Genomic DNA, 14,480 nt, shown 5'->3' with positions numbered 1-14,480 from the left:
AGTTTATGCCTGTTACTTAATTAGCGTCGCCGATCGCACTTTCCATTTTCCTTGCTCTTCAACGAGACAATCTGCAATCACATGATCTTGCTTCTTACCAAATGCGACATAGACGTTTGTGCAAACGGCGTCAAAATCAGAATGTAAGACGGTTATCTGATTCCAGTCATCATCCCAGTCCTGCGCTTTGATAAACATATCCGCATCGGGCATATCTTTGTCGTTACTGTCGCCAGAGTACATTTCTTTAATTGCTGCAATGGTCCCTGAGGCTACGTACTCGTTCATAATGTCTGGATTGAGTACGGGTGGTTTGTTCTGATCTAACTGCGCTATATACCATTGATTGAATTTAAGCGCCACTAGCCCCGGTGCATAGGTGGTTTCCGCGCCCGCTAAGGAAGACAGGATGAAAAGTAAAAAGAAGAGTGGCTTCGATGACATAATGTGCCCAATTACCGATGCTTTTTGCTTGAGCATTTTATTTGGAATATAAAATTTCGCCATATCTATCCAGGACATTAATATTTCCTTAACGGGGAATTGCTAACTCAGCAACTCAAGAAATATCCTCCGTTCTACAACGCAGTGGTAAACATAAAATGCCATAGAAATTTTATATAATTCAGATGGGTATAATTAAAAAATCATTCCAGCGCCTTCACCATTTTCCCGCTCGCGACAAACGTACCCGCACCCAGATGATGCAGCGTATTCAGCTTATCCCCGTCAAACTGCCAGCGTCCGGCGACAAATGCGCGTTCATCCGCCGCGGCGGAAACCACTTCGCCAAACAGAGTGTCATATTTCTCGGCCGCAGAGGTTACAGGTAATAACCGGCACTCCATCCACGCCAGACATTTCTCTTCTATAACCGGCAGGCCAAGCTCAGGGCCATAAATAACCGGGATCCCGTAGCAGTTAAATTTATCCTCGTCGCGCCCGCTGACGCTGCCGACCGCCCAGGTCCAGTTGGCTGCCGCCACGCCGGGGATCACAATGCCGAATTTCCCGCTGCGTTCGATCAACTCCCGTGACCACGCGCTTTTGTCTACCACAATCGCGATACGCGGGGGCTCAAATTCCACCGGCATAGACCATGCGGCGGCCATGACGTTGCGACGATCGATGGTCTCATCCCGGCTGGTGATGAGCACGGTTGGACCGTGATTCAGAAGACGGCTGGCATGGCGTAATCCAACAGGGCGAAAGTGGTTCATAGGATCTCCTCATGTACACGATGAGTATGACGAAAAAGCACTTTTGCGCATATGCATAAGGGAAAATAGTTTATAAACAGGGGATATCACATCCTGGAGCAAATCATGTCCCCATTTCTGAGTGCTTATTTCGCCCGCACGGGCTGGCAGCAGCCCGTACAGGTTGATATCGATACCCTGCGGGGGCTGCATTTACACCATAACTGCGCAATCCCTTTCGAAAATATCGATGTTGTTTTGCCGCGTGAAATCCATCTGGACGACGGGTGTCTGGTGGATAAACTTGTCACCGCGCGGCGGGGGGGATATTGCTTTGAGCAAAACGGCCTGTTTGAGCGGGTGTTACGCGAAGTCGGTTTTACGGTGCGCAGCGTGCTGGGGCGGGTTGTGCTGGCTAATCCGTCGCAGATGCCGCCGCGTACGCACCGGTTGCTGCTGGTTGAGCTGAACGGCGAGCGCTGGATCGCCGATGTGGGATTTGGCGGACAAACGCTGACGGCGCCGATTCGTTTGATCGCCAACGAGGAACAGGAAACCCCGCACGGGAGTTATCGTTTGCTGAGCGAGGGTAACGACTGGGTACTGCAATTCCGCCATCACGAGCACTGGCAGTCAATGTACCACTTCGACCTGGCGACCCAGTACTTCAATGATTACGTGATGGGAAACTTCTGGTCGGCGCACTGGCCGCAGTCCCATTTCCGTCATCACCTGCTGATGTGTCGCCACCTGCCGGACGGGGGCAAGCTGACGCTGACCAACTTTAATTTTACCCACTGGCAGAACGGGCATGTGGAGGATCAGATCCATTTGCCGGATGCGGAGGCGCTGTATAAGCTGATGCAGGCGCGGTTTGGCCTGGGCGTTGATGACCCGAAGCACGGCTTTACCCTGGCCGAGCTGACGGCCGTGATGGCGGGGTTTGATACGCATCCACAGGCAGGGAAATAGCCCGGTGGCGGCTACGCCTTACCGGGCCTACAGCGGCTTGAAACGTAGGTCGGGTAAGGCGAAGCCGCCACCCGACAAAATCAACGGCGCGATCTCACCACCTGATAGCGACGGGTAAAATACTCAAACGGCGCACTCCAAACGTGCACCAGACGGGTGAACGGGAAGATAAGGAAGATCGTCATCCCCAGCACCAGATGCACGCGGAAGATCGGTGCGACGCCGCTCAGCATTTCTGACGAGCCTCCCTTAAACGTCACGATCCCCTGCGCCCAGCCGACCAGCTTCATCATCTCGCTTCCGTCAGGATACTGGGCGGAGAAAGGAATGGTCGACAGCCCAAGGATGCACTGAAGCAGCAGGATACTCATGATGATAATATCCGGCGTGGTGGACGTGGCACGCACTCGCTGGTTGAACAAGCGGCGGTAAAGCAGCATCGACCCGCCAACCAGCGTCAATACGCCGCACACACCACCCGCCATCATCGCCAGCTGCTGCTTAACCGCGACGGGTAAAAACCAGGCGTACATCCAGTGCGGGGTTAACATGCCGAACAAATGCCCGAAGAAGATCCCCAGAATGCCAATATGAAACAGGTTAGAGCCCCAGTTCATACCGCGCTTGCTGAGCATCTGGCTGGACGATGCGCGCCAGGTGTACTGGCCGTAATCATAGCGCAACCAGCTGCCAAGGAAAAACACGGTGGCGCAGATGTACGGATAAATGTCATAGAAAAACACGTTCAGGTAATGTGTCATTTTGGGCCTCCTGCGCTGACGTCCATGTACTGCGGCGCGACGTCCTGGCTAAAGCGTCGTTGATATTGCTGCATCGGCGAGCTGTCGCACGATGTGGCGTTGTCTTCGATAAACTTCACCTGTTCCTCTTCCCACACGGCGTCCAGCGCCTGACGGGTATCATCCCGTTTTTCACCAGACACATGCTTCGCCACGCTGTCGCTGGAAAGCCGTGTACCGGCCATCGTCAGCAGGGCGTCAAACAGCTGGTAATGCGCCACCTCGCGCTGTTTCAGCCGGCCGCCAATCAGCGCCAGAATCGGCGCGACGTTTTGCAGCCCTTCACGCGCCTCGTCATCGCTGACGATACTGAGATATTCCAGATAGAGCGGCAGATAGTCCGGTAGCTCGCGGCAGTCCAGCTGGAGCCCGGCTTTCTCATACTGGCTCATCAGGTCGACCATCGCCTGACCGCGATCGCGGGACTCGGCGTGAACGTGTTCGAACAGCAGTAGCGAGGTTGCGCGCCCGCGTTCAAACACTTCGCACCATTCGGCCTGCTTATCCAGCAGCGGGGCGCTCAGGTGCTGCTGCGCAAACGGCAGCAGCATGGGCGCGTCCTGTTCCACCAGGGAAAGCGCTTCGTCACGGTTTTCCCACAGCAACTCATCGGGATACTCAATGAGCAGCGCGATGATTTTGAGGATCTGCATTATTCTCCTTCCCCGTGTTCGCGCACTTCGGTGATGTTGATCGCGTCGATGCGGCTGCTGTTGAAGAGGTTGAATTTGGTGTCGGAACCGTGGCAGCCGTCGCCAAAGGTGAAGCCGCAGCCGTTTTTCTCCGGGAAGGCGTCGCGCGCCATTTCGCGGTGGCTGGTCGGGATCACGAAGCGGTCTTCGTAGTTGGCAATCGCCAGGTAGCGATACATCTCTTCTACTTGTTCTTCCGTCAGGCCGACCTCTTCGATGGCGCGGGTGTCGGTCACGCCTTCCACGGTCTGGGAACGCTTGTAGTGGCGCATCGCCATCATGCGCTTCAGGGCGCGCAGCACCGGACCGGTATCGCCCGCGCTGAGCATGTTTGCCAGGTACTGCACCGGAATGCGCAGGCTTTCGACCGCAGGCAGCACGCCGTCGCTCTGCGGCAGACCACCCGCGTCGGCGTAGGACTGAATCGGTGACAGTGGCGGCACATACCAGACCATTGGCAGGGTGCGGTATTCCGGATGCAGCGGCAGGGCAAGCTTCCAGTCCATCGCCATTTTGTAAACCGGGGAACGCTGTGCCGCGTCGATGACGTTCTGCGGAATACCCTGTTTCAGCGCTTCCTCAATCACCGCCGGATCGTTCGGGTTAAGGAACACGTCGCACTGGCGCTCGTACAGATCGGTTTCATGCTCGGTGCTGGCCGCCTCTTCAATGCGGTCCGCGTCATACAGCAGCACGCCAAGGTAGCGGATGCGCCCGACGCAGGTTTCCGAGCAGACGGTCGGCTGGCCGGACTCAATGCGCGGGTAGCAGAAGATGCACTTCTCTGACTTGCCGCTCTTCCAGTTGAAGTAGATTTTCTTGTACGGGCAGCCGCTGATGCACAGACGCCAGCCGCGGCATTTGTCCTGGTCAATCAGCACAATGCCGTCCTCTTCACGCTTGTAAATCGCACCGCTCGGGCAGGTGGCAACGCAACTGGGGTTCAGACAGTGCTCGCACAGGCGCGGCAGGTACATCATGAAGGTGTTTTCAAACTGGCCGTACATCTCCTTCTGGATCTTCTGGAAATTGCGGTCGCGGGCGCGTTTTTCGAACTCGCCGCCCAGCAGCTCTTCCCAGTTGGGCCCCCATTCGATTTTATCCATTCGCTTGCCGTCAATCAGCGAGCGCGGGCGGGCGGTAGGGAGGTGATCGCCCTCTGGCGCGCGGTGCAGATCCTGGTAATCGAAGGTGAAGGGTTCATAGTAATCGTCAATCTGCGGCAGGACGGGGTTAGCGAAAATCTTCGACAGCACGCCCATTTTGCCGCCGAGGCGCGGGGTCAGCTTGCCGTGAATACCGCGGATCCAGCCGCCTTGCCACTCATCCTGATCTTCCCAGTTTTTCGGATAGCCGATACCCGGTTTGGTTTCGACGTTATTAAACCACGCGTACTCCATCCCTTCGCGCCCGGTCCAGACGTTCTTACAGGTGACCGAGCAGGTGTGGCAGCCAATGCATTTATCGAGATTCAGAACCATGCCAACCTGTGAGCGTATTTTCATTTTTTCGCCTCCTGTACCTGATCCCGACCTTCGCCGTCCAGCCAGTTAATGTTTTTCATTTTGCGGATCATGATGAACTCGTCGCGGTTCGAGCCGACGGTGCCGTAATAGTTGAAGCTGTACGCCAGCTGCGCGTAGCCGCCGATCATGTGGGTCGGTTTCGGGCAGACACGGGTGACCGAGTTGTGGATCCCGCCGCGCCGTCCGGTTACTTCTGACCCCGGAATGTTCAGAATGCGCTCCTGAGCGTGGTACATCATGGTCATGCCCGGCGGCACGCGCTGGCTGACCACCGCGCGGGCGGTGAGGGCGCCGTTGGCGTTGAAGGCTTCGATCCAGTCGTTGTCCTCAATGCCCAGCTCGCGCGCGTCGGTTTCGCTGATCCAGACGATTGGCCCCCCGCGCGACAGGGTTTGCATCAGCAGGTTTTCGCTGTAGGTGGAGTGAATGCCCCATTTCTGGTGCGGCGTCAGGAAGTTAAGCGCTTTTTCCGGGAATCCGTTCGGCGGGATTTCGCGCATATGGGTAACGCTGCGGGTGTCAATCGGTGGACGATAGGCCACCAGACTCTCCCCGAAGGCGCGCATCCAGGCATGATCCTGATACAGCTGCTGGCGGCCCGAAATCGTGCGCCACGGGATCAGCTCGTGAACGTTGGTATAGCCTGCGTTATAGGAGACGTGCTCGCTCTCAAGGCCGGACCACGTCGGGCTGGAGATGATTTTACGCGGCTGCGCCTGAATATCGCGGAAGCGGATTTTCTCATCTTCTTTGTTCAGCGCCAGATGAGTGTGATCGCGCCCGGTCAGTTCGCCGAGGGCTTCCCAGGCTTTGACCGCGACCTGACCGTTGGTTTCCGGCGCAAGGGCGAGGATCACCTCTGAAGCGTCAATGGCGGTCTCGATGCGCGGACGACCTTTCGCCGGGCCGTCGAGCTTGACGTAGTTGAGCTTGCCGAGGAAATCGACCTCGTTCTGGGTGTTCCACGATATGCCTTTTCCGCCGTTGCCGAGCTTGTCCAACAGCGGCCCAAGGGCCGTGAAGCGCTCGTAGGTTTCCGGATAGTTGCGCTCGACGACTGCAATGTTTGGCGCGGTTTTGCCGGGGATCAGATCGCACTCGCCTTTGCGCCAGTCCAGAATATCAAAAGGCTGCGACAGCTCCCCCGGGGAGTCATGCTGAAGCGGCTGTAGCACCACGTCAGTTTCGGTGCCGAGATGTCCGACGCACACTTCAGAGAAGACTTTGGCGATGCCCTTGTAAATCTCCCAGTCGCTGCGGGACTCCCACGCCGGGTCAACGGCTGCGGAAAGCGGGTGAATAAACGGATGCATGTCCGAGGTATTCATATCGTCTTTTTCATACCAGGTGGCGGTGGGCAGGACGATATCCGAGAACAGGCAGGTGCTGGACATACGGAAATCGAGCGTCACCAGCAGATCCAGCTTGCCCTCAATGGCGGCGGTTTGCCATTCCACCTCTTCAGGTTTCACGTCGTCCGTTGAGCCTAAATCCTCACCCTGAATACCGCTCTCGGTGCCAAGCAGGTATTTCAGCATGTATTCATGGCCTTTCCCGGACGAGCCAAGCAGGTTAGAACGCCAGACAAACAGGTTGCGCGGGTGGTTCTTACCGTTATCCGGCTGTTCGCAGGCGAAGCGGATATCGCCCGATTTTAACGCCTGCACGGTGTAGTCCTGCGGCGACATCCCGGCGGCGTCCGCCCGGGCCTTAACGTGCAGCGGATTAAGGTTGAGCTGAGGGGCCGACGGCAGCCAGCCCATGCGCTCGGCGCGCACGTTGAAATCGATCAGGTGTCCGGTGAATTTCGTCGCGTCTGCAAGGGGAGAAAGCAACTCCTGGGCGGTCAGCTTCTCATAGCGCCACTGGCTGGCGTGGTTGTAGAAGTAGGAGGTGCTGTTCATCTGGCGTGGCGGGCGGTTCCAGTCCAGCGCGAAGGCCAGCGGCAGCCAGCCGGTTTGCGGGCGCAGCTTTTCCTGGCCGACATAGTGCGACCAGCCGCCGCCGCTCTGCCCGACGCAGCCGCAGAAGACCAGCATGTTGATCATCCCGCGGTAGTTCATGTCCATGTGGTACCAGTGGTTCACACCGGCCCCGAGGATGATCATCGAACGACCGTGAGTTTTGTGCGCCGTGTCGGCAAATTCACGGGCGATTTTTTCTATCAGATAAGCGGGGACGCCGGTAATTTGTTCGCCCCAGGCCGGGGTGTAGGCTTTTATCTCGGCGTAGTTTGTCGCCGCGTTACTGTCTTCCAGACCGCGATCGAGGCCGTAGTTTGCCAGCACCAGATCGTACACGCTAACCACGCGTCTCTGGCTGCCGTCGGCCAGCGTCAGGGTTTTACTCGGTACGCGGCGCGTCAGCACCGGCTCCTGCTTCACGCTGCGGAAATGCGGATTCTCGTTGCCCCCGAAGTAAGGGAAGGCCACGTCTGCCACGCTGTCGTGGGTGATGAGCAGGGAAAGCGTCAGCTCGGTTTCCTGTCCCGCAGCCAGCGACTCCAGGTTCCATTTGCCTTTTTCACCCCAGCGGAAGCCGATGGAACCATTCGGCGCCACCAGATTTCCGGCCACGTCAAAGGCGATGGTTTTCCACTCCGGATTATTGGTTTCACCCAGCCCGTCGGCCAGATCCGACGCGCGCAGCATGCGGCCCGGCACCACGCGACCGTCAGCCTGTTCATCCAGCAGGACCAGCATCGGCATGTCGGTGTAGCGGCGGCAATAGTTGAGGAAGTACTCGCTCGGGTTATCGAGGTGGAACTCTTTAAGGATCACATGGCCCATCGCCATGGCAAGGGCGCTGTCGGTACCCTGTTTGGGGGCCAGCCACTGGTCGCTGAGCTTCGCCACCTCCGAGAAGTCCGGCGTAATGGCGACGGTCTTGGTGCCCTTGTAACGCACTTCGGTAAAGAAGTGGGCGTCCGGGGTGCGCGTCTGCGGCACGTTCGACCCCCAGGCAATGATATAGCTGGAGTTGTACCAGTCCGCGGATTCCGGCACGTCGGTCTGTTCGCCCCAGGTCATCGGCGACGCCGGTGGCAGATCGCAGTACCAGTCATAGAAGCTCAGGCAGGTGCCGCCGAGCAGGGAGAGATAGCGCGTACCGGCGGCATAAGAGACCATCGACATGGCCGGGATGGGGGAAAAACCGGCTACCCGATCCGGGCCGTAGTTTTTGATGGTCCAGACGTTGGCGGCAGCAATCAGCTGGTTAAGCTCTTTCCAGTTTGAGCGGATAAAACCGCCTTTTCCGCGCGCTTTCCTGTAGCTCTGCGCTTTCTGCGGATCGTTCTGGATGGCATCCCAGGCCAGCACCGGATCGGTATGCTGCGCCAGCGCCTCGCGCCAGAGTTCGATCAGCCTGCGGCGTACCAGCGGGTACTTGAGACGGTTGGCGCTGTAGAGATACCAGGAGTAGCTTGCGCCACGTGGGCAGCCGCGAGGTTCGTGGTTAGGCAGGTCAGGGCGGGTGCGCGGGTAGTCGGTCTGCTGGGTTTCCCAGGTCACCAGGCCATTTTTGACATAAATCTTCCAGCTACAGGAGCCGGTGCAGTTAACGCCGTGGGTGGATCGCACAATCTTGTCGAACTGCCAGCGCTGACGGTAGCTGTCCTCCCAGTCGCGGTTGGTGTGGTACACCTGCCCGTGCCCATCGGCGAAACTGTCGCCTTTTGTTTTGAAGTAACGGAAGCGGTCCAACAGTTTGCTCATGACATTTCTCCTGCTTCGATAGCATGGCCGGAGGGTGAGACATCACGCTCCGGCGAAGAGGTAGTTATTATTTTTGTGAGGATTTGCGGCCGTACACCAGCCAGGTGACGAGCACGCAGACGATGTAAAACACGAGGAAGACTTTCATGGCGCCCACCGGGGAACCAGTCATCGCCAGGGATGTGCCAAAGGCTTTGGGAATAAAGAACCCGCCTACCGCACCGATGGCAGAGATAAAGCCCAGCGCGGCAGCCGTTTCGGTCACCGCTTCATGCTGTGCCTGTTCGTCGCTCCCACCCTGTTTTTTCACGCGGTCGAGGGTGATTTTGCGAAAGATAATCGCGATCATCTGGAAGGTCGAGCCGCTGCCCAGCCCGGCGGTGAGGAACAGGCCCATAAAGACCAGATAGAAGGCGATAAAACTGCCTGAACCAGAGCCGGGCAGCGTCAGGAAAATCAGGGCGCTAAAGATGGCCATAAAGACGAAGTTGATCAGCGTCACCCGTACGCCGCCCAGCCTGTCCGAGATCATCCCGCCAGCCGAACGCGCCAGGGCGCCGATCAGCGGGCCAAAGAAGGCGAGGTGGAGGATATTTACGTCCGGAAACTGGGTTTTTGACAGCATAGCAAAGCCTGCCGAGAAACCGATAAACGAGCCGAAGGTTGCCAGATAAAGCAGGCTCAGCAGCCAGAGGTGAAAGCGCTTAAGCACCGGAAGCTGGCTGGCAATGGACGCTTTCGAGCTGGCGATGTCGTTCATGCCAAAAAACGCCGCAAGAGTAGCAAGAATCAGCAGCGGCGCCCAGATCCACGCCGCGTTCGCCAGCCACATCGTCGAGCCATCCTCCTGGGGGACGCCGTGAACGCCGAGGAAGGTAAACATCGGCAGAAAAATCACCAGCGGCGCAACCAGCTGCATCACGCTCACGCCCAGGTTACCCAGCCCGCCGTTAATGCCCAGCGCGCTGCCCTGTCTGGCTTTCGGGAAGAAGAAGCTGATGTTTCCCATGCTGGAAGCGAAGTTGGCGCCGGCAAAACCGCACAGCAGTGCGATGATGATAAAGACCCAGTAAGGCGTGGCGGTATTCTGGATGGCGATCCCAAGCCAGACACAGGGTACGACCAGGATAACGGTACTTAACACGGTCCAGTAACGTCCGCCAAATATCGGCACCATAAAAGAGTAGGGGACACGTAATATCGCGCCGGAAAGAGAAGGTAATGCCGTTAGCATAAAAAGCTGATCGGTGCTGAAATTAAATCCGACCTTATTAAGATTTACCGCAATAGCGCTAAACAACATCCATACACAAAACGCGAGAAGCAAACACGCCACGGAAATCCACAGGTTTCTACGTGCGATATGTTTCCCTTTATTCTCCCAAAATTGCGCGTTTTCCGGTTTCCAGTTACTCAACAGATGCTGATTACTCTTCTCGCTTTGATGTGACATATCACCCTCTTGCTTACCCAAATGGAGAGAAAAAAGAAGTGAAAACAGAAAGATACCTTTCGGCAGTTTGTAGAAATTTTTGGATGTTATGGGATACATCTGAAAGGATAGATAAAAAAGCGAATCCCTGAGTTTGGAATGGGAATCAGGGTTCGCTTTATGTGTTACTAATTGTAACTGTTTGCGAAAATTAATACCCCGATGGGAGTATTAAAACAATTCGAGGGAAATAAGCTTATCCAGATGCTTATTAAATGCCGCGTCGTCCATTTCAGGCATATTTAATACGTATATGCCATCCAGGCCACATACCAGACCAATTAAACGCCAGGCGATATTTTCCGGCTGGTCAGCAAGCGTAAAGGCGTTGGCCTCCGCCCCGGCGCGGATAATCGCGACCGTTTCCTGGTGCCACATCTCCATGGTCAAAACGTAGGCGCCTTTGATATCGCTATCCCGGCTGGCGAGAATTTGTGCCTCCCGCCACAGTCGAATGTAGGGCTCGAACCCGCCGTCATCGCTGCCGAGCATGGCATGCAGGCGCTCGCGCCAGCCGGCGTTTTCGCCAACGATTTCAGCATCCAGCAAATCGCGGATTAGCCGGACAAACGCCAGCGACTTAAGCTCGCCCGCCGACGCAAAGTGGTGATGCACCTGCCCGGTGGCGACGCCCGCTTCGGTGGCGATGCGGCGCACGGTCATCGCAGCGAATCCTTCGGTCAGCGCCACGCGCATCGCGGCCTGGAGGATCTCTTCCCGCCGCTCGTCCTTGCTCAGATAACGCATAATTTCTCACTCTCAATGGCAACGAAACGAGTGTAACAAAGAGCTGGACAAGTGTTCAACTTTACGTAGGATCGCATTCTGGACATGTGTCCAGTTTTTAACTGAAAAGGAAATTTATGTTTCGTCAGTGGTTAGCGTTAGTGATTATCGTGCTGGTGTATATCCCGGTGGCGATTGACGCGACGGTGCTGCACGTGGCGGCGCCAACATTGAGCATGACGCTGGGTGCCAGCGGCAACGAATTGCTGTGGATTATTGATATTTACTCGCTGGTGATGGCGGGGATGGTGCTGCCGATGGGCGCGCTGGGCGATCGCATAGGTTTTAAGCGCCTGCTGATGATCGGCAGCGTGCTGTTTGGCCTGTCATCGTTAGCGGCGGCTTTTGCGCCGTCCGCGGGCTGGCTGATTGCCGCCCGCGCGTCGCTGGCGATTGGCGCGGCGATGATCATTCCGGCTACGCTTGCAGGGATCCGCACCCTGTTTATTGACGTGCGGCACCGTAATATCGCCCTCGGCGTCTGGGCTGCCGTTGGGTCGGGCGGCGCGGCGTTTGGCCCGCTGATTGGCGGCATGCTGCTGGAGCACTTTTACTGGGGGTCGGTGTTCCTGATTAACGTGCCGATCGTGCTGATCGTGGTTTCGCTTGCTGCGCGCCTGGTGCCTGCTCAGCAGGGGCGGCCCGAGCAGCCGCTCAATATCAGCCATGCCATTATGCTGATTGTGGCGATTTTACTGCTGGTCTATAGCGCCAAAAGCGCCCTGAAAGGGGGGCTGTCGCCGTGGATGGTGGCCTGTACGCTGCTTACCGGAGCGGTAATGCTGTTTATCTTCGTCCGTATCCAGCTACGCGCGCGCGTGCCGATGATCGACATGCGCCTGTTTTGCCATCGCATTATTTTAAGCGGCGTGGTCATGGCGATGACCGCCATGATTGCGCTGGTGGGCTTTGAACTGCTGATGGCGCAGGAGTTGCAGTTCGTGCATGGTTTTACGCCGTTTGAAGCAGGGATATTTATGCTGCCGGTGATGGTGGCGAGCGGATTTAGCGGGCCGATCGCGGGTGTGCTGGTCGGGCGTCTGGGGCTGCGCATTGTCGCGGCCGGAGGCATGGGGCTTAGCGCGGTCAGTTTTATCGGCCTGTCGACGCTCGATTTCAGCACCCAACAGTGGCAGGCGTGGAGCCTGATGGTGCTGCTGGGCTTCAGTGCCGCCAGCGCACTGCTGGCATCGACGTCAGCGATCATGGCTGCCGCGCCGAAAGAGAAAACGGCCGCCGCAGGCGCGATCGAAACCATGTCCTACGAGCTGGGTGCTGGTCTGGGGATCGCCATTTTCGGTCTGCTGTTAACCCGCAGCTTTTCGGCGTCTATTGTACTGCCGCAGGGGCTGAGCGCGTCGCTGACCGATAAAGCCTCGTCGTCCATCGGTGAAGCGATGAAGGTGGCGCAGGAGCTGACGCCGTCGCTGGCCGAGCCGGTGATGACGGCGGCGAAAACCGCGTTCATCACCTCGCACAGCGTGGCCCTGGGCAGTGCGGGAGGCATGCTGCTGATTCTGGCGGTCGGGATCTGGTTTAGTCTGGCGAAGGTCGGAGGGCAGCAGTAATAAAAAAGGCCAGCCGCGAGGGCTGGCCTTTTGAACTAACAGATCTTAGAACTGGTAGGTCAGACCTACAGCTACGATGTTGTCGGTAGCCACTTTGGCATCTTTGGTGAACTGGCTGTCATCCACGAGGTTGATTTTGTAATCAACATAGGTGGACATGTTTTTGTTGAAGTAGTAGCTCGCGCCAACGTCAACGTATTCAACCAGGTCCTGGTCGCCATAAGAACCGATGTCTTTACCTTTGGATTTCAGGTAAGCGATGGACGGACGCAGACCGAAGTCGAACTGGTACTGAGCCACAACTTCGAAGTTCTGCGCTTTGTTGGCAACGTGACCGTTACCGAACGCCGTCATGTTGCGGGTTTCAGAGTAGGTGGTTGCCAGGTAGATGTTGTTCGCATCGTACTTCAGGCCAGCAGCCCAGACTTCTGCGTTTTCGCCACCGGCGTTCAGGTTGCTTGCAGCACGAACCTGACGGTCGGTACGGTCAGATTTCGCGTAGGTCGCACCCACACCGAAGCCGTCGAATTCATAGGTAGAAGACAGACCCCAGCCGTCACCGTTGGATTCGGTGATATCGTCACGGTCGTTTTTACCCTGGTACTGAGCAGCCACGTTCAGGCCGTCAACCAGACCAAAGAAGTCGGTGTTACGGTAGGTTGCAACGCCAGTGGTACGGCCGGTCATGAAGCCGTCAGTCTGCGTCCAGGTATCGCCACCGAACTCTGGCAGAACGTCAGTCCACGCGCCGATGTCATAAGCCACACCGTAGTTACGACCGTAGTCGAAGGAACCGAATTCATCGAATTTCAGACCAGCGTACGCCAGACGGGTTTTGTTGCCGTCGGAACCTTGAGCTTCAGAGCGATTGCCCTTGAACTCATATTCCCACTGACCGTATCCGGTCAGCTGATCGTTGATCTGAGTTTCACCTTTGAAGCCCAGACGAACATACGTTTTGTCGCCGTCGCTACCAGCATCATCAGAAAAATAGTGCAGACCAGTAACTTTGCCGTACAGATCCAGTTTGTTACCGTCTTTGTTAAAAACTTCAGCCGCGTTAACAACGCCAGCTGCCAACATGGAAGTCACTGCCACTGCAACTAATTTAAGTTTCATCTTAAATAATCCTTATAATTTTATTTAGGTATTTCCTAAGCCACCTGAGCGATTTTTAAACGAGGCTTATCGTCAATGGCAGACTATTTTTAAAATTCCGTAGACTGCTTTCAATAATAAGTTTCAAAATATTAAAGATAATTTCAATTAGTGTGATCCTGATCGGATAAATTGCCCTTAAATCGGCCAGTAAGGTTAATATATAGACATAAAGTGATTATTAACAAATCAAGATAATATGGCTGTGAATAGTTGTCGGACGTTTTAGTTTTTTGGTGGGATTAAAAGGGTTTGGCAGGGAATGTCAAAGCATGTGGCAGGATAACCTTTTTTAAAACAGTTGATTATAAATTTCTCGGGAAACCAGAACCTGTTTTTTAAGAGAAATATTCAGAAATAAACTATTGCACTTTGTGCTATATAGCGCGGGAATATTGGCGCTGAATTAATTACCTGCGTTGTCAGTTTATGTCAATTTCCACAACAACTCTGGCTTTCTGACAGCACTCTATACAGAGATTTAATTACTCTCTAATGTTACGAATTATATTCAAGGGTGTGATCACATATTAAAATATTGTTAATATTTTGCCGGGCATATTCGGTACCC

11 protein-coding genes are annotated in these 14,480 nt (G+C 55.8%); 2 read left to right on the top strand and 9 right to left on the bottom strand.

Annotation, left to right across the window (positions count from 1 at the left end; translation table 11 throughout):
- Positions 1 to 12 precede the first annotated feature (12 nt).
- Together KTH07_RS09210 and KTH07_RS09205 are read right to left on the bottom strand one after the other, a co-directional pair.
- The gene (locus tag KTH07_RS09210; RefSeq protein ID WP_032620331.1) at positions 13 to 444 is read right to left on the bottom strand and encodes a DUF3828 domain-containing protein; all 432 of its coding nucleotides are present in this window, start codon (positions 442 to 444) and stop codon (positions 13 to 15) included.
- A 203-nt stretch (positions 445 to 647) separates the two neighbouring features.
- Positions 648 to 1,220: a flavin reductase family protein gene (locus tag KTH07_RS09205; RefSeq protein WP_023303780.1), complete on the bottom strand. Its 573-nt coding sequence runs from the start codon at positions 1,218 to 1,220 to the stop codon at positions 648 to 650.
- Positions 1,221 to 1,325: 105 nt separating this feature from the next.
- On the opposite strand from KTH07_RS09205, the gene nhoA reads away from it, so the two are divergent.
- Complete coding sequence (nhoA, locus tag KTH07_RS09200) at positions 1,326 to 2,171, top strand: N-hydroxyarylamine O-acetyltransferase (RefSeq protein ID WP_023303779.1); 846 nt, start codon at positions 1,326 to 1,328, stop codon at positions 2,169 to 2,171.
- 80 nt (positions 2,172 to 2,251) lie between these two features.
- On the opposite strand, the gene narI is transcribed toward nhoA, so the two are convergent.
- The 6 genes from narI to KTH07_RS09170 all read right to left on the bottom strand — a co-directional run bounded on the left by narI (position 2,252) and on the right by KTH07_RS09170 (position 11,144).
- Positions 2,252 to 2,932 carry a respiratory nitrate reductase subunit gamma gene (gene narI, locus KTH07_RS09195; RefSeq protein ID WP_023303778.1) on the bottom strand — a complete coding sequence of 227 codons (681 nt, stop codon included), beginning with the start codon at positions 2,930 to 2,932 and terminating at the stop codon, positions 2,252 to 2,254.
- Entirely contained in the window at positions 2,929 to 3,624 is a 696-nt protein-coding gene (gene narW / locus KTH07_RS09190) for a nitrate reductase molybdenum cofactor assembly chaperone (RefSeq protein WP_023303777.1), read from the bottom strand. Before narW ends, narI begins: the two co-directional genes overlap by 4 nt.
- Positions 3,624 to 5,168, bottom strand: a complete 1,545-nt coding sequence (narH, locus tag KTH07_RS09185) for a nitrate reductase subunit beta (RefSeq protein WP_015570469.1) — start codon at positions 5,166 to 5,168, stop codon at positions 3,624 to 3,626. Before narH ends, narW begins: the two co-directional genes overlap by 1 nt.
- Positions 5,165 to 8,905 carry a nitrate reductase subunit alpha gene (locus tag KTH07_RS09180; protein ID WP_032634382.1) on the bottom strand — a complete coding sequence of 1,247 codons (3,741 nt, stop codon included), beginning with the start codon at positions 8,903 to 8,905 and terminating at the stop codon, positions 5,165 to 5,167. Before KTH07_RS09180 ends, narH begins: the two co-directional genes overlap by 4 nt.
- Before the next feature lie 67 nt (positions 8,906 to 8,972).
- Positions 8,973 to 10,358, bottom strand: a complete 1,386-nt coding sequence (locus KTH07_RS09175) for a NarK family nitrate/nitrite MFS transporter (protein WP_032620334.1) — start codon at positions 10,356 to 10,358, stop codon at positions 8,973 to 8,975.
- A gap of 210 nt (positions 10,359 to 10,568) precedes the next feature.
- Positions 10,569 to 11,144 carry a TetR family transcriptional regulator gene (locus tag KTH07_RS09170; protein WP_015570471.1) on the bottom strand — a complete coding sequence of 192 codons (576 nt, stop codon included), beginning with the start codon at positions 11,142 to 11,144 and terminating at the stop codon, positions 10,569 to 10,571.
- Positions 11,145 to 11,260: 116 nt separating this feature from the next.
- On the opposite strand from KTH07_RS09170, the gene KTH07_RS09165 reads away from it, so the two are divergent.
- A complete protein-coding gene (locus tag KTH07_RS09165; RefSeq protein ID WP_075606862.1) occupies positions 11,261 to 12,751 on the top strand; it encodes an MFS transporter in 1,491 nt (496 codons plus the stop codon).
- Between the two features lie 45 nt (positions 12,752 to 12,796).
- Here KTH07_RS09165 and ompC read toward each other — a convergent pair whose 3' ends face one another.
- Positions 12,797 to 13,870, bottom strand: a complete 1,074-nt coding sequence (ompC, locus tag KTH07_RS09160; RefSeq protein ID WP_017382300.1) for a porin OmpC — start codon at positions 13,868 to 13,870, stop codon at positions 12,797 to 12,799.
- Positions 13,871 to 14,480: the final 610 nt, after the last annotated feature.

Source organism: Enterobacter cloacae complex sp. ECL72 (assembly GCF_019056635.1).
In the GTDB taxonomy this organism is placed as follows: domain Bacteria; phylum Pseudomonadota; class Gammaproteobacteria; order Enterobacterales; family Enterobacteriaceae; genus Enterobacter; species Enterobacter hormaechei_C.
Note: the sequence above shows the minus strand (reverse complement) of the source record. Positions and strands in the feature narration are given on the sequence as shown.